The organism is Streptomyces asiaticus (genome assembly GCF_018138715.1).
Lineage (GTDB): Bacteria > Actinomycetota > Actinomycetes > Streptomycetales > Streptomycetaceae > Streptomyces > Streptomyces asiaticus.
Genome location: NZ_JAGSHX010000001.1, coordinates 697,228 through 713,085 on the forward strand (window position 1 = coordinate 697,228; position 15,858 = coordinate 713,085).

The 15,858-nt window shown below is 68.5% G+C and carries 15 protein-coding genes and 1 pseudogene; 8 read left to right on the forward strand and 8 right to left on the reverse strand.

From position 1 onward, the window contains the following. Window positions 1-226: 226 nt before the first annotated feature. From KHP12_RS02655 to KHP12_RS02675, 5 genes are all read right to left on the reverse strand, one after another. Entirely contained in the window at window positions 227-466 is a 240-nt protein-coding gene (locus KHP12_RS02655) for a hypothetical protein (protein ID WP_037963147.1), read from the reverse strand. Next, a complete protein-coding gene (gene lgt, locus KHP12_RS02660) occupies window positions 463-1,326 on the reverse strand; it encodes a prolipoprotein diacylglyceryl transferase (RefSeq protein ID WP_086882056.1) in 864 nt (287 codons plus the stop codon). The genes KHP12_RS02655 and lgt overlap by 4 nt, the downstream gene beginning before the upstream one ends. Window positions 1,327-1,670: 344 nt before the next feature. Further along, complete coding sequence (locus KHP12_RS02665) at window positions 1,671-2,579, reverse strand: M56 family metallopeptidase (RefSeq protein ID WP_086882055.1); 909 nt, start codon at window positions 2,577-2,579, stop codon at window positions 1,671-1,673. Then, window positions 2,576-2,944, reverse strand: coding sequence for a BlaI/MecI/CopY family transcriptional regulator (locus KHP12_RS02670; RefSeq protein WP_086882054.1), 369 nt, complete (start codon window positions 2,942-2,944; stop codon window positions 2,576-2,578). Before KHP12_RS02670 ends, KHP12_RS02665 begins: the two co-directional genes overlap by 4 nt. Then, window positions 2,928-3,485, reverse strand: coding sequence for a hypothetical protein (locus tag KHP12_RS02675; protein WP_086882053.1), 558 nt, complete (start codon window positions 3,483-3,485; stop codon window positions 2,928-2,930). Before KHP12_RS02675 ends, KHP12_RS02670 begins: the two co-directional genes overlap by 17 nt. Window positions 3,486-3,617: 132 nt before the next feature. Between KHP12_RS02675 and KHP12_RS02680 the strand changes: the two genes are divergently transcribed. From KHP12_RS02680 to KHP12_RS02710, 8 genes and pseudogenes are all read left to right on the forward strand, one after another. Then, complete coding sequence (locus tag KHP12_RS02680; protein WP_086882052.1) at window positions 3,618-4,070, forward strand: DUF6153 family protein; 453 nt, start codon at window positions 3,618-3,620, stop codon at window positions 4,068-4,070. Between the two features lie 86 nt (window positions 4,071-4,156). Then, window positions 4,157-4,867, forward strand: a complete 711-nt coding sequence (locus KHP12_RS02685) for a DUF305 domain-containing protein (protein WP_211831340.1) — start codon at window positions 4,157-4,159, stop codon at window positions 4,865-4,867. A 133-nt stretch (window positions 4,868-5,000) separates the two neighbouring features. Further along, window positions 5,001-5,867 (forward strand): F510_1955 family glycosylhydrolase, encoded by an 867-nt coding sequence (locus KHP12_RS02690; protein ID WP_086882050.1) that lies wholly within the window; start codon window positions 5,001-5,003, stop codon window positions 5,865-5,867. A gap of 201 nt (window positions 5,868-6,068) precedes the next feature. After that, a complete protein-coding gene (locus tag KHP12_RS02695; protein WP_086882049.1) occupies window positions 6,069-7,175 on the forward strand; it encodes a HoxN/HupN/NixA family nickel/cobalt transporter in 1,107 nt (368 codons plus the stop codon). 232 nt (window positions 7,176-7,407) lie between these two features. Beyond that, complete coding sequence (locus tag KHP12_RS02700) at window positions 7,408-8,829, forward strand: M23 family metallopeptidase (protein WP_211831626.1); 1,422 nt, start codon at window positions 7,408-7,410, stop codon at window positions 8,827-8,829. Between the two features lie 156 nt (window positions 8,830-8,985). Then, window positions 8,986-9,150: pseudogene (locus KHP12_RS50420) on the forward strand (sulfurtransferase); the annotation flags it as partial. 260 nt (window positions 9,151-9,410) lie between these two features. Then, window positions 9,411-9,662 (forward strand): hypothetical protein, encoded by a 252-nt coding sequence (locus KHP12_RS02705; protein WP_211831341.1) that lies wholly within the window; start codon window positions 9,411-9,413, stop codon window positions 9,660-9,662. Between the two features lie 85 nt (window positions 9,663-9,747). Next, window positions 9,748-10,380, forward strand: coding sequence for a hypothetical protein (locus KHP12_RS02710; RefSeq protein ID WP_086882047.1), 633 nt, complete (start codon window positions 9,748-9,750; stop codon window positions 10,378-10,380). Between the two features lie 114 nt (window positions 10,381-10,494). Here the strand turns inward: KHP12_RS02710 and serA are convergent, their stop codons facing one another. From serA to KHP12_RS02725, 3 genes are all read right to left on the reverse strand, one after another. After that, window positions 10,495-12,084 carry a phosphoglycerate dehydrogenase gene (gene serA, locus KHP12_RS02715; RefSeq protein WP_086882071.1) on the reverse strand — a complete coding sequence of 530 codons (1,590 nt, stop codon included), beginning with the start codon at window positions 12,082-12,084 and terminating at the stop codon, window positions 10,495-10,497. A 129-nt stretch (window positions 12,085-12,213) separates the two neighbouring features. After that, window positions 12,214-13,539: an MFS transporter gene (locus KHP12_RS02720; protein ID WP_086882046.1), complete on the reverse strand. Its 1,326-nt coding sequence runs from the start codon at window positions 13,537-13,539 to the stop codon at window positions 12,214-12,216. Next, window positions 13,539-14,684, reverse strand: coding sequence for a PLP-dependent cysteine synthase family protein (locus KHP12_RS02725; RefSeq protein WP_086882045.1), 1,146 nt, complete (start codon window positions 14,682-14,684; stop codon window positions 13,539-13,541). Before KHP12_RS02725 ends, KHP12_RS02720 begins: the two co-directional genes overlap by 1 nt. Window positions 14,685-15,858 lie beyond the last annotated feature (1,174 nt).

Here is a 15,858-nt window from a genome sequence, read left to right on the forward strand (position 1 = left end):
TGACAGGACAAAGAAGTGCCGCGTACACAGCGCCGCTCATAAGGGGTGCCCGGTCGGTGGACCGGGCACCTCGCCGTCGAGGCGGCAGTGCTCTTCAGGATCCGCCGTCGAGACCCGCGAACATGCAGCAGCGCAGCGCGAGTGCGACGAACGGGCACTGGGGAGTGTCTGTGGCACTGGGCACCGGGCTGTGTTCCCCGAGCCACCCATGCGATGCAGTCGCGACCTATTTGGCGTCGAAGATACCGGCCCGCCATGCCCCGACAACGATGACGCACATGCTTCCCGCCAGATAAAAGGGTGAATGGCCGCCCGGGAGGATCGTCACGGCATCGGTGAACTCCTCGATCCAGTTGACCACCAACGTGATCAGGCTGAGCCCGAGAAGGGACCACCCGACGATCCGAGAGGCCCGGGAGCGGGTGTGCAGTCGGCTCACCCTGATCTTTTGTGCTTCCTTGGTCATACCACGGTTCTCTCTTCCGGATATGCGGGTGCGGGTGCGGTGTCCGAGTCCGTCGGGGCCTCGCGCTCACCGCGCCTCGCCGAACGGATGAGGAGGACCACAGCCGCGGAGAAGACGGTGATCGAGGTCCAGTCGTTGAGGCGAAGCCCCGCGAAGGTGTGGGCCTCGTCGATGCGCAGATACTCGATCCAGAAGCGGCCGACCGTGTACGAGGCGGCATAGAGGGCGAAGGTCTGGCCCCGCTTCAGGGCGAACCGCCGACCGGCCCAGATCAGCAGGAAGGCGACGCCGATGTTCCACAGGAACTCGTAAAGAAATGTCGGGTGGTACGTCGCGATATCGGGGCTGGCTCCTGGGCGATGCGCGGGGTCGATCCTCAGCCCCCACGGAAGCGTCGTTGGTCGCCCGTACAGCTCTTGGTTGAACCAGTTGCCCCAGCGGCCGACGGACTGGGCCAGGGCGAGGCCGGGTGCCACGGCGTCCGCGAAGTCGAGCAGGGAGACGCCTCGGCGTCGGCAGCCGATCCAGGCACCGAGCGCACCGAGCGCGACTGCGCCCCAGATGCCCAGTCCGCCCTCCCAGATCCGCAGGGCCTTCCATGGATTGCCGCCTTCGCCGAAGTAGGCGTCGGGACTGGTGATCACGTGGTACAGACGGCCGCCGACGATGCCGAACGGAACGGCCCAGATCGCGATGTCGTCGACTTCATGGCGGTCGTGCCCGCGGGCGGCCCAACGTCGTCGGGTGAGCCAAACGGCCACGAAGATGCCCAGGATGATGCAGAAGGCGTACGCCCTCAGAGGCAGTGGCCCCAGGTGTACGACTCCTTGCGCCGGACTGGGCAGGTAGGCGAGTTGCATCCAGTCAGCATACGCTTATCCGCTAAGTTACTTAGCAACAGTTTGGATCGATCACCTCGAGGCAAGGCTCCCTCGGCCACGCCAGGAATGCCTTTCCTTCGTGCCTGGCAGCAGCGATCGGTACGGTGCCCCGGGCTCCGTACTGCATCTCCGGCACTCCGGTACCCCCCGCTACGTTCTCGCCCCCCCTGCCGCTACTCGCTAAGCGGCATAGCAGTATGCTGTCGGCAGCACCTCGCTCACCGGGAGCCTCTGCTCGAGCGGCGCCCCTGGCGCAGGCAGGAAGGCGGGCCGGGGCTCCCGGGAGGTGTGTGGGCCAGGAGTCGGGGCGGGGGCCGGTGTGGTCAGGGGCCGCAGGCCACGAGCAGGGGCAGCAGCGGAGCCGCCGCACTGGCCGCCACGACACCCAGCCACGTCACACGGTGCGGCCGGGGTTGCGGTGTGAGGACGCGGCGCAGCCGGATGAGGGCACCCGGCCCGCCGACGCCCAGGGCTCCCCGCGGCGCCTGTCCCGCGGCCACCTCACACATGGCGGTCGCCAGTGCGTCCCTGGAGTGGCTGCGCAGGGCTCTGTCATCCGCGATCATCTCTACCAGCAGCGCGATCTGCTCCTTGGCGTGCCGGGCGAGCGGCAGGCCGGGGAAGGCACGGGAGAACGCGTCCACGAGCAGGTGGAGAAGGTGGTGCCTGCCGTCGATGTGAGCGCGCTCATGTTCCAGTACGGCACGCATCTGCGGATCGGACAGGACGTCGAGGGCCCCCCGGGTGATGACGACACGACGCCGACGCCCGGGAAGGCAGTACACGGCGGGTGCGCCATGGTCCACGACCGTGGCGTCGTATCCGGGGGCCGGCTCGCCGACCAGGACGAGCATGTCGAGGTGACGCTGCCGCGCCCGGCGGGCCCGCCAGGTGCAGAGCGCGAACCAGCCCAGAGGCAGCAGCACGATCACGGCGGGGCCGCTGAGCGCCAGGGCGTCCGCGAGGGTGGGCGCGGATTCGCTTACCGGGGCGTCGCCGGCCAAGCCGCAGACGCTGAGCAGGCCGAGGAGGCCCTCATGTACATGGCGCTCGGTCAGGACCAGGTGGTACACCGCGAGAGCGGCGGCGACGACGAACGTCACCATGAGTCCCTGCCACGCCAGGACCGCTATGGCTGGAGCACGGTGGGGCCACCGTGCCCGTGACAGCAGAGGCGGCATCGCGGCGCCCACCAGGGCCGCGTATCCGGCCAGTGCCACAGCTGTGATCACGCGTCGCTCCGTTTTTTGGCCGCTCGGAGCGCCGAGCGTAGGGCGTCTGCCTCTTCCGGCGTGATCTGTTCGATGAAACTGACCAGAGTTCCGACCGGATCCGGGTTGCCGCCCAGCGCCTCCTGCATCTGCGACGCCGTGTACTGCTGCCGGGTGCACGTGGGCTCGTACACCCAGGCCCGCCCCTCCTTGTGCCGCTTCAGCATGCCCTTGCCGTGCAGAATGTCGGCCACGGTCTTCACCGTGCTGTAGGCGATAGGCCGCTTCTTGCTGAGGTCCACCAGTACGTCACGTGCGGTCGCCGGCCGCCCCCAGGCCCACAGGCGGTGCATGATCTCCGCCTCGAGTTCACCCAGCTGACGCACGTTCGCTCCCCTCGCCCCCGGAATGCGAAGCCTCCGGCACCAGTGACCGCTCATCGTAGTGGGCAGAGTCCTGGAGCCCTGCGGGGCCTTGACGAGAAGGCGCGGCCGGTGCGGGGCAAGCGGCGGCCGTACGCAGACGCCGTACCAGGGCGTGTGCGAGCAGTGCCAGCGAGGCCATGGCCAGGACTGGCTGTGCGGGGGCCCAGTACGAGAGGGCTCCGCTCACTCCGAGGGCCAGCACCACCAGCTTGTTGCAGATCGGGCAGCCGACGGCGAACGCGGACAGCACGCCCGCGAGCAGCGCCCGGCGCCCTCGCGGTCCCTCGGCCCGCGCGGCCTGAGGCCCATGCATGTACGTCGCCACCAGCAGTCCCATGAGCAGCGATGACGCCACCCAGACCGGATAGTTCCACCACAGCACCGGGGTCATCCGGGTGTAGAAGGGCGTGGGTACGACTCCGGTCGGCACACCGATCGCGGTTCCGGCGACAAGGGCCACGGCCGCCGCCGTCACCCACTGATGTGGCGTCCACGTACGCATGCGCCCGCCTTTCTGCCGTTACCATTACTACCAAACAGCTTAGTAGGTCACCCCTACGCCCGAACCACACGGCATGATCCGGTCCGCTTCGGTAGTGTCGGACGGCGAAGCGACCACGGATGGAGCCACGACGTGCATGTGAGCCGATGCGCACGAACGGGAGGCGCCCTCGGGCACCTCCTGCTCGTCGTCGTGCTCGCGATGGGCATTTTCGTGATGCACTCGATGGGCCATCCCGACAGCGCCGCCGACACGAGCATGGGAGCGGCTCACGCATCGGCCACCACCGCCCACCCAGGCGGCGGCATGGCCTCGCCGCAGGGCGTTGTCGTCTCTTCGCACACGTCGGACTCGCATCAGGACGGCAAGACGTCCTCCCACTCCCCGGCCATGGGGATGGACATGGCCTCGCTGTGCGTGGCCGTGCTCGGCACATGGATTCTCGCCAGTCTTCTCCGGGCGGTTCTGAGCCGCGGGACGGACTGGCTGGCACGGCTTCGCGATGCCGCCGTGGCGGTCCTGCGCCCCAATCCCCCTCCGCCCAGACCACCTGACCTCGCTCAACTGTCAGTCCTGCGGATCTAGGCCGAACGCCACCGCGGGCGGCTCGCGCTGCCCGCGTACCCCGTTCGACAGGCTTTCCGCAGAACAGACAACACGAGGTTTTCGACATGACCGCCATCAAGCGCAGCACGCTGCGTCCGCGCGTCCGCCGCATCGCTCTCGTCAGCACCGTCGCCGCCGCAGGCCTGGTCCTCGCCGCCTGTGGCAACGACGACGACATGAGCGGCATGGACCACGGGAGCAAGAGCAAGAACTCCGCCTCGGCGAGCGCGACCACCGGGGAGAACCCCGCACCGGGCACGTTCAACGACGCGGACGTGAAATTCGCGCAGATGATGATCCCCCACCACGAGCAGGCCGTCGAGATGTCCAAGCTCGCCGACGAGCAGGCGCAGGACGCCAAGATCAAGACCCTCGCCGGGGACATCGAGAAGGCTCAGGATCCCGAGATCAAGAAGATGAAGTCCTGGCTCAAGGCATGGGGCAAGCCGGAGTCGGGCAGCAGCATGCCCGGCATGGACCACGGCTCCGACAGCAGCATGCCCGGTATGGATCACGGTTCCGGCAGCTCTGACAACTCGGGCATGCCCGGGATGATGTCCGACAAGGACATGAAGGAGCTGAAGGCCGCCAAGGGCGCGGACTTCGACAAGATGTTCGCGCAGATGATGATCGGCCACCACAACGGGGCGATCGACATGGCCAAGGACGAGCAGAAGAACGGTAAGAACGCCACGGCGAAGAAGCTCGCCGACGATGTGGTGAAGACCCAGACCGCCGAGGTCAAGCAACTCCAGGGCATGCTCGACAAGCTCTGATCCGATCACACGCTGACCGTTCCGGGCTCAGCCGGTCACTCCGGTGAGCCCGGGGCGGTCACCGCCCCCACACTCCTTACTCGGGCCGCGCCCGGTCATGTCCCGGCCCGCCTCCACGATTCGACGAGGACCCATGAAGACGCACCGCGCCGTCCAGGCAGCCACCGCCGTCGCCCTCGGCCTCACACTGGCCGCCTGCTCCAGCGGAGACGGCGACACGGACTCGTCCGATGCCGTCACGACTGTCAGCCACATCCACGGACTCGGGCTGGACCCGTCCGACCAGCGCCTGTACGTCGCGACCCACGAAGGCATCTACACCCCCGGCCCCAAGGGCAATCCCAAACTGGTGGGCGACAGCAAGGACGACTTCATGGGCTTCACGGTGGCCCAGGGCAAGACCTTTTACGCCAGCGGCCACCCTGCCTCCGGAGCGGACGGTCCCGGCGACAAGGGACTGATCAAGAGCACCGACGCGGGCAGGAGCTGGAGGTCGCTCTCCCTCTCAGGGAAGTCCGACTTCCACGCCCTGGACTACGCACACGGCACCGTCTACGGCTACGACTCCACAGGCGGCCTGCTCCGCACCAGCAAGGACGGCACCACCTGGAGGGACGGAGCCACGTTCCAGGCGCTCGACATCGCGGTCAACCCGGATGACGCCGATCTCGTGCTCGCCACCACCGCGGAAGGAGTCGCCCGCAGTACGGACGGCGGCAAGACCTTCGCCGAGGGCAAGCAGCCAGTGATGGCCTTCCTCTCCTGGAAGGCCAAGAACGCCCTCTACGGCATCGACACCTCCGGCAGGCTGAGCCGCAGCACCGACGGCGGCACCACATGGAAGAAGCTCGCCACCGTCCCCGGCGGACAGCCTCAGGCGCTCACCGCCGTCGACGCCCAGCACGTCCTGGCCGCGACGCAGAGCGGCGTCTACGAGTCGAAGGACGGCGGCAAGACGTTTACCAAGCGCCTCGCCGTCGGATCGAGCGGCGGCCACTGACCCCTCAGCGAAACGCCATGTCGGCCGCGCCGACAATCCTGCCGTGGAGGCGGGGCGCGGGCTTGCTGTCGACGGGGGCACTGCCCATGGATTTCTCCCTGCCCGAACAGACGGCCCGCGCCCGCCTACTGCATGGTGGTTGCACATAAGCTGCCATCGCAGGAAGTCACATCACGAGATCATTCCCGAGGGAAGCCGTCCATGACTGCACGAGTCCGCCGCTTCGACCGAGGCGAGATACATCGGCTCGCAGCTATGTACGGGGTGGTGGCGGCGCTGCACATCGCGGGGTTCGGACTGTTCGCCTACTACAACGCGCGCTACCACGGCCTCGCCGACAGCCGGGGGCGGTTGCTGTACGCGGGGGCCGCAGGGTTGGCCTACACGCTCGGCATGCGCCATGCCTTCGACGCCGACCACATCTCGGCCATCGACGACACCACCCGCTACCTGCTGCAGAAGGGCAAACGCCCGCTCGGGCTGGGCCTGGCCTTCTCCCTCGGCCACTCGTCCGTCGTGTTCGGCCTCTCCGTCGGCATCGCCTTCGCCGCTCAGGCCGCGAACCGCTTCCAGGCCGGCTTCGCGGAGATCGGCGGCGTCATCGGGACTCTGGTCTCCGGCGTCTTCCTCTACTCGATCGCCGCATTGAACCTGTCGGTGCTGCGCGGCATCGTCCGCACCTGGCGCGAGGCGAAGGCAGGCCGCCACGAACCGGAAGAACTGGAGCAGTTGCTCGCCGACCGCGGCTTGATGAACCGGGTCTTCAAGGGCCGTTACAACCGGTTCATCGAGCACAGCTGGCAGCTCTACTTCGTGGGTCTGCTCTTCGGCCTCGGATTCGACACCGCCACCCAGGTCGGCGCGCTGGGCCTGGCGGCGGGCTCGGCTGCGGACGGCACGCTGCCACCACTCGCCATCATCGCCCTGCCACTGATCTTCGCCGCCGGCATGAGTTTGATGGACACCACCGACGGGGTGTTCATGGCGAAAGCGTACGAGTGGTCGTTCTCCAACCCGCTCCGCAAGATCTACTACAACCTCACGATGACGGGTCTTTCGATCTTCGTCGCCTTCGTCGTCGGCACCGTGGAGCTGGTCTCACTGATGGCGGAGCAGCTGGGCGCGGCAGACCACCGGCCCTGGTCGTGGCTCACCCGCATCGACCTCAACACCATCGGCATCGTCATCGTGGTCACATTCCTGGTGACGTGGATCGGTGCCGTGACGCTCTGGAAGGTGCGGCGTTTCGACGAGCGATATCCGTCACACCGCACCTCTGCCGAGACGAAACCCGATCCATCGCCCTGATCGGGTAGAGGGTCGACGTCCCGCCGACCGAGCCGGGAATCGCGGCCAGGCCAAGCAGGAGCAGCATCGGTGTGGGTCGCGCCGCCCAACCACCCCCGGTCAACCATCCACTATATTGTTAAGTAGATTAGCCGTATGGCGGATCCACGACCTCGCTCTGAGGTCTGCGCTCCCACCTCAGGCGCCTGCTCACGAGGGGATGGCTTCGCTGGAGTACTGAGATCCGTTGACGATGACCGATGCCGCGTACCGCTCGAACTCAGCCGTGGCCGTCGGTGCTCCTGCCGCCGAGACAGAAGAGAAGCCAGTGGTTAACGAGCGACAGCCGTCGGGGGACTGGGTCCCGGGCGGGACTCAGTCCCCCGACGCCGCGTACGGGATCTACCATGCCTACTACCACGATGGTGCCCAGCACGGCGGTGTGAGATCTAGCGGTTACGACGACGAGGACCCGCTGTTCGGCGCGATGCCCAGCGTGTACGACACCACGGCCGCCCTTTACGACGAGCCCGACCATCGGCTGTCGTGCAACACCTACGGCTATGACCCCACTACGATGTGGGACACCCCCGGCCATGCGGAGATGAGCTCGTCCGCGGCCGACCTCGGCCCGGCAGACCCGAGCGGGTACATAACCCAGTGGGGGGACTCCACCGGCCAAGGGCGCAATGGGGTCGACTCCACAGCATGCTTCGAAGACTCCGAGTCACAGACACGGACGTGGAGTACGGGTGCCTCTGCGGATTCCGGCACTTCCTGCGGGTCTCCTGCCTCACCGAACCTCGTTTCCTCTCCGGCCGATGAGCCGCCCTGCCTGGTATCGCACGTCCAGGACGCCACCGAGGATGCGGGGATCGCCTCACCCGGACCGAGCCGTGCCCACGTCCGTAACCGTCGTGCGTCCGCCCGGCGATCCGCGCTCCTGACCGTCGCCGTCCCGTCCGCTGTCGTTATGGCCATCACAGGAGCGGCGGCCGTCTCCGTCAGCGTCGACGACCAGGATGAGAAGGCCACACAGGCCAAACAGGCCACACAGGCCGCGCCGGACGCGACACAGGTCATCGAGCCATCGGCTGCCAACGGCAAGCTCGACGCGCAGCTCGCCGGTGTGACACGCGGCGCAGATGACTTCGCCGATCGCGCCAGCCGTACGCAGCAACGCATCGATCTCAAGCAACGTCAGCTGCAGGAGCAGAGGCGCAAGGCGGCCGAAGCCGCACACAGAAAGGCGGAAGCCGCACGCAAGGAGGCGCTCCGCCCGAAGTTCGCTCTTCCCGTTGCACAGCGAGGAGTCGGCGAACTGTTCGGAGCGGCCGGCTCCATGTGGTCGAGCCGGCATACCGGACTCGACTTCCCCGTGCCCATGAACACCCCGGTGATGGCCGTCACCGACGGCACGGTCGAAGCCAAATGGAATCCGTTCTACGGAAACATGGTCATCGTCACCGCTCCCGATGGCACCGAGACCTGGTATTGCCATCTCGCCAGTGCCAAAGTCCGCGCCGGCCACGTCAAGGCGGGAGAGGCCATCGCCTACGCGGGAAGCTCAGGCAACTCGTCGGGGCCACACTTGCACCTTGAAGTGCATCCCGGCGGTGGCGACGCGATAGACCCTTTGGCCTGGCTTCGCGGTCACGGCCTCGACCCCACATAACAGCAATGGACGCGGCACTGGCGGAGGGTGCCCCGTCGCAGCCGGCCCCGGGTCGGGTGTAAAACGTGGATGAATACTCTGAGTGATATTTCATCCGGTCACAGCAAGACTGAGGACCGCAAGGACGAGATGTTGCGCGACCTCTAACGCGATGCGGGGGTCGACTTCGACCGGGGCACCATCGCGTACTGCCGGATCGGTGAGCGCAGTGCCCACACCTGGTTCGTCTTCCACGAACTGCTCGACCACGTGAACGTCAAGAACTACGACGGATCGTGGACCGACTACGGCTCGATGGTCGGCGTCCCCATCGAGAGGTGACCGAGCCAGGGCCTCACGGAGCGTGAGCATGGCAGCGGAAGTGGCCAGGAGCCCAGCGGTATCAGCCGGTGACCGACGTCACGCGGCTGCGGTGCCCGAGCTCGACACGTCTACCCGGACCGCGGTGGCCAGCCGCGTCGTGGCCAAAAACAAGTACCGGGAGGGCGAGCGCCACGGCGGCGGCGAGGGACCCTGCCGCGATCCGAGCCCGACCCAATGGCCGGTGCGGGGCGATCAGGCGCCGCACTCGCTGGGCGGCGGTGCCGCCCCCGGCGGCGAGCGCCGCCGCGGGCACCGGCGTGCGGCGTTCGACCGGAGGCGACCGTCAGCAGCCCCTCGGCCACAGTGAGCCGGTCGGTACGGGCCGCCGCCGCATCGTCCGCGCACAGCTCCACCGGTCGGGCCACCTCGCGCCGCCCGCCCCGGAGGAGCGGGATGCGGGGGAAGGCGCGCGCCAGGGCGGAAGTCCAGGCGAGGACCAGGTCATGGCGCTCGGCAAGGCGGGCACTTAGAGGGAGCGCCCACCCCGGCCGCGTCTTACGGGTGCGGAACGTGGAAACCCCGACCTGGGTCCAAGCCTCGGTTTGGTAGGCCACAGTGAACGGCCACACGGTCCTGGTCGGCACAGCCCGGCTGCTCGGCGATACCGACATGGACACCGACTCCCTCGCCCCGGCCGCGGCCGGCATCTCGGGCGAAGGCAAAACCCCGGTCTTGGCCGCGGTCGACGGCCGGGCCGCAGGTGTCCTCGCCGTCGCCGACACCGCGACCACAAATCCGACCACCTCGCCCGGCTCCACAAGGCCGAAAGCCAAGTACGCGGGATCCCCCACATGGTCGCCGACGATCCCGCACCGCGACGCCACAGAAGCCGTCGACGCAGAGGAGCCGGCATGGCCAGGACGGTGTCCCATCCGCTGTGCGCGCGCATCTACCCGCGGATCAACGCCTTCGCCGAAGCGCATGGCTCCCTCGAACACCGCGCGGAACTTCTCGCCGACGCGCGAGGCGAAGTGGTGGAGATCGGTGCGGGGACGAGCGCGAATTCCGGCGTATCCGACGGCGGTCGAGCAGGTCACCGCGGTGGAATCGGAGCCCAGGCTGCGCGCCTTGGCGGAGAAGGCCGCCGCAGACGCCACCGCGCCGGTGAAGGTCCTCCCCGGCCGCGCCGAGAACTCCCCGTGGAGGACGCCAGCGCGGACGTGGCGGGTGATGTCGCTCGTCCGGTAACCGTTCGGAAAGTCAGTCCTGGGTATGAGACCGAGCTCGGCGCAGAGCGTGCGGCCTCGGGCCGCTCACCGCCGAAGCGGTGAGCGGCCCGGGTCCTGCGATCTTGATATGGGGTCAGCCGAGGGTGACCGAGCGGGCGAAGGTGGCGTCGGTCTCCTGGGCGATTTCGTTGAGTACGTCGGCGGGGACGTTGCTGTCGACGTTCAGGACGGCGAGCGTCTCACCGCCCGGCACGGACCGGGAGACCTGCATGCCGGCGATGTTCAGGCCCGACTCGCCGAGTACGTGGCCGACGGTGCCGACGATGCCGGGCCGGTCCTTGTACCGCAGGAAGATCATGTGGTCGCTGACCGCGAGGTCGATGGTGTGCTGACCCACGGACACGATCTTCTGGATGTTCCTGGGGCCGGCCAGCGTGCCGGAGATCGCGACCTGCTCACCGCTGTTCAGGGTGCCGCGGACGGTCACCACATGGTGGTGGTCGGGGGATGTCGAGCTGGTGGTGTGGCGCACATCGACCCTGCGTTCCTGTGCGAGCAGTGGTGCGTTGACGTAGGAAACCGCCTGGTCGACGACGTTCTCGAAGACGCCCTTGAGTGCGGAGAGTTCCAGCACCTTGACGTTGTGCCGGGTGATGTCGCCGTGGACCTCGACATCGAGCCGGACCGCGACCTCGCCGGCCAGGGCGGTGAAGATCCGGCCGAGGTTCGCGGCGAGCGGCACGCAGGGGCGGACGTCCTCGGCGATGACGCCGCCCTCGACGTTGACCGCGTCCGGGACCAGCTCTCCCGCGAGCGCCAGCCGCACCGACTCGGCGACGGCGATGCCCGCCTTCTCCTGGGCCTCATCGGTCGAGGCGCCCAGATGTGGGGTGGCCACGACGTTGCCGAACTCGAAGAGCGGGGAGTCGGTACACGGCTCCTGGGCGAAGACGTCCAGTCCCGCGGCGGCGACGCGGCCTTCCTTGAGCGCGCTGGCCAGTGCCTGCTCGTCGACGATCCCGCCGCGCGCCGCATTGACGATCCGGACCTCGGGCTTGACCTTGTGCAGTGCCTCGTCGCCGATCAGGCCGACGGTCTCGGGCGTCTTCGGAAGATGGACCGTGATGAAGTCGGAGACCTCCAGCAGCTCGTCGAGCGTGAGGAGCTTGACGCCCAGCTGCGCGGCGCGCGCGGGCTGAACGTACGGGTCGTAGGCGACGACCTTCATGTCGAAGGCGGACATCCGCTGGGCGACCAGCACGCCGATGCGGCCGAGGCCGACCACACCGAGGGTCTTCTGGCTCAGCTCGACGCCGGTGTACTTGCTGCGCTTCCACTCGCCGTTCTTCAGTGCCGTATTGGCCTGCGGAATGTTCCGCGCGGTGGCGAGGAGCAGGCCGCAGGCGAGCTCGGCGGCGGTGACGATATTGGACGTGGGAGCGTTGACGACCATGACGCCGGCCTTGGTGGCGGCGGAGACGTCGACGTTGTCGAGGCCGACCCCGGCGCGGGCGACGACCTTCAGCTTCTTGGCGGCGGCGATGGCCTCCGCGTCGACCTTGGTCGCGCTTCGCACCAGGATCGCGTCGACACCCGCGATCGCGGGGAGGAGTTCGGCTCGATCGGCGCCATCGCAGAGCCGGATCTCGAAGTCCGGGCCCAGGGCGCCGATAGTGGCGGGCGACAGCTTTTCAGCCAGGAGTACGACAGGTTTCGAGCTCACGGTGGATTTCAATCCCTACTGGTTCGTTGAGGAACGGCCGCCCCGGCGGCCGCATACGGTGGCAGTTCCGGCGCATGGCCGACAGGGAGGACGAAGGAAAGCTCGTCCCCCCTGCCGCAGGACCATGGGTCAGGCAGACACCGACTCGGGCTGTGTCTCGCGTACCGGCGGCGCGAGGCGGCCGGTGCGGTGCAGTCCGTACAGGGCTGCGGCACAGGCCAGGCCGAGTGCGCAGAACGCGATCCACGGGAGCGCGGAGACGCCGGCCGCGCGGGCGGCGTCCAGAGAGGCCCCGGTCAGCAGGTTCCCGAGCGTGATGCCGACGCCGCAGATGGTGTTGTAGAGCCCGTAGTGGGTGGCGACCAGGCGGTCACCGGAGAGCCGGACGATGGTGTCCATCTCGAACGGGTAGGCGATCATCGTCCCCACCGCCAGGAGCAGAGCGGAGAGCGCGGGCGGCACGGCCGCGAGCAGCCACAGCCTCACTCCGCCCTCCGGCACGGGCACGGCCGTCGGTACCAGCAGGGGCACGAACGCCACGCCCATGGTGAGCAGGCCCCAGGCAAGGGCCCGGCCCGGCTCCATGCGGGCCTTGCACCACGCGGTCATCTTGGTCTGGAAGAGGATCGTGCTCAAGCCCGAGACAGCGAAGAGCATCGCCACCGCCGCTGTCCCGGACGTTCCATCGCCACCCAGACGCCGCACTTCCAGTGGCAGGGCGAGATAGACCTGGAACTGCATGACGTAGAAGCCGATCATGGCGATCGAGAACAGCAGGAACGGCCGGTTGGCCAGGATGGTGCGCCACTGGGACAGCACGCCGTCCTGTTGGCCGCTTCCCTTGGTGGCCGGCGCGTCATTTGCCCGGCGGGCGGGCAGACTGCGGAGCTGCACGATGCTCAGCAGCGCGAAGATCCCGGCCGACACCAGGCAGGCGACGCGGAAGTCGACACCGGTGAGCACCATGCCGACGAGTGGGCCGAGCAGGATGCCGGCCTGGTAGAAGATGTTGAACAGCCCGAACGCTTCGACCCTGCGCTCCCCGGCGTCCGCCGCCAGATAGGCCCTCACCGCCGGGTTGAACAGGGCGCCCGCCAGTCCGGTCGCCGCGGATGCGGCGAGCAGCGCGGGCAGCGCGTCCACCAGTCCGAGGGTCGCGAAGCCGACGATGCGGAGCATCAGCCCGGCGATGATCAGCGGCTTGTAGCCGAGCCGGTCGGCCAGGGTTCCGCCGACCAGGAACATCCCCTGCTGGCTGAAGTTGCGTATGCCGAGCACGAGTCCGACGGCCCAGCCGGCCAGCCCGACCGTGCCGGACAGGTGCGCGGCCAAGTACGGCATCAGCATGTAGAAGCCGAGGTTGATGGAGAACTGGTTCACCATCAGCAACTGGACGCTGCGCGGGTAGGAGCGCATCTGCGCCCAGGTTCCCCCGGAACGTGACTGCCGGTCCATCACCGGTCTCCCTCCTCCCGGGCGCCGAACTCAGCCAGCTCTGCGGCGTCGTGCTCCTGCGCCGGGTCGGACAGGGTGAGCGGGTCGACCACGGTGGTGCACCGGGTCCAGCGGCTGACTTCCTTCTCGTCCAGACGGCCGATGGTTTCCGGTTCGACGGGCGGCGGGGAGTCGAGCAGACCGTGGGCGGCGCAGTAGTCGTCGTCGTAGACCGTGCCGAGATAGCGTTGCGGGCCGTCGGGGAAGATGGCCGCGATCTTCGTGTCCGCGGGCAGGGTACGGGCCAGCCAGCCCGCCACCAGGGCGACCGCGCCGACGCTCCAGCCGCCGGTGGCGTAGTGGGAGGCGGCGAGCCGGCGGCAGGTCCACACCGCATCGGCCGGTGTCACCCAGTGCACCTCGCTGAAATTGTCGTAGGCGACGTTGCGGGGGTAGATGCTTGAACCCAGGCCGCGCATCAGCCGGGTGCGGGCCGGCTGCCCGAAGATGGTCGACCCGATGGTGTCGACGCCGACGAGCTTCAGCTCCGGGTACAGGGTCTGCAACACCCGGGAGACGCCGGCGGAGTGGCCGCCGGTACCCACGCTGCACACCAGCACGTCGATGTGGCCCAGTTCGGAGGCCAGCTCCAGCGCGAGTGGGGTGTAGGCGGTGGTGTTGTCGGGATTGTTGTACTGGTCGGGGCACCACGAGCCGGGGTGCTGCGCCATGAGCTGAGCCACTCGCTCGCGCCGTGCCTGTTGCCAGCCGCCGGTGGGGTGGGGCTCGGGGACGACGTCGACCTGGGCTCCGTAGGTGGTCAGCAGCTGGGTCATGGACCGCTCCAACCCTGGGTCGGTGACCAGGGTGACGGGGTGGCGGTAGACCATGCCGGCCAGAGCCAGTCCCAGGCCGAGGGTGCCACTGGTGGATTCGATGATCCTGGCGCCGGGGCGCAGATCACCACGGGCGCGGGCCCGCTCGACCATGTACAGGCCGGGCCGGTCCTTGATCCCGCCGGGGTTGAAACCCTCCAGCTTCGCCCAGAACCCCCGGTCAGCGGGGGTGAGGGGATCGGAGATCCGGAGAACCGGGGTGTCGCCCACGAGCCCGGACAGGGCCGAGCGGGCGGGAAGTGTGATCTCGGTTGTGGTCTGCGGGTTCATCTTCCGCTCTCATCGGTGGTGTGACGGGGTTTCGTCGGGCGCGCCGTCCGGTCCAGGAAGAGGCATCCGCCTCGATGACCTGGTGGCAGCACGCGCGGCCCGTGTCGATGGCCGCGAAGGCCCGTCTAGATCCGCCACCGGCAGACGACGGCGAGAGTTGCGCGTCCTGAACGCCGTATCCGGGGTCTGCTTTCTCCGTGTCGAGCGACCCACTGCCGACCGGTCACGGCGGCAGTCACTCCCGCCGCCGCTCCGGCGAAGACGGCCGGGGCCGCGGTGTCCGTGAACAACTGCCGGGCCTGCGGAGGGGCTTGGCTGACCACGTACGGCGCGCAATGCGCACCGGAGTGTGGATGCGGTCCGTGGGGGATCGCACGCTCGGTGTCTGCCGACGCGAGCGGGGGGAGATCGGCTGAGGCCGAGGGCCGGCCCTGCGTGTGGCTGTCGTCAGCGTGCGAGGCAGAACAGCCGAGCGCCCACAGCAGCAAGACTCCGAGGACGAAGACCAGCAGCCGCAGCAGCCGAGCCCTGGTAGCCGGGAGGCTGATGTGAGCGTGACAAAGGGGGCGTAACGGCACGGTTCCTCCGGGGAGCGGCCGCCGCTCCCACGGCGTGGGGTGAGCGGCGGATCGGGATCAGCAGGCATCCGAGCAGGCAGGCGCCGAGGAGCGGTCCGACCCACACGAGGAAGTGTGGCCACGGACGTCCAGGGAGCCGGGAACTGACCCCACGTGGCCGACCCGTCCCGCAGGGCGGGCTGTCATCTCTCAGGAGAGCGGCGGCCAGTCGGGGACGCCGGAATCTAGACCTGCTGCACCACGGAGACTCTCGAACCCGTCAACGAAGGAACGGCCGACTTCGACCGGAAGGGGTCGGGCTTCCCCCATGCAAACGGGTGTGTCATTGGCACCCGGCCCCGTGTGGACAGACTTGGAGCGGCCAGATACAGGTCCTGCTGGGGCTGGCCGGAGACGCAGCCTTCAGCCGGGTGGGGCGAACCGTCGCCCTCGTGCTGGCCGTCGGCTGCCGCAGCGTCAGGCGACGCGCTCGCGACAGCGCCGCCTCCTCCGGCCCCGCTCGTGTGACCTTCCTGCATCACGGCGGACGCGTGTGCGGGCGCGGTTGCACCGACCATTGCGTGCCCCTGGGCGCTCTCCGCGCTCGCGCCGTGCGT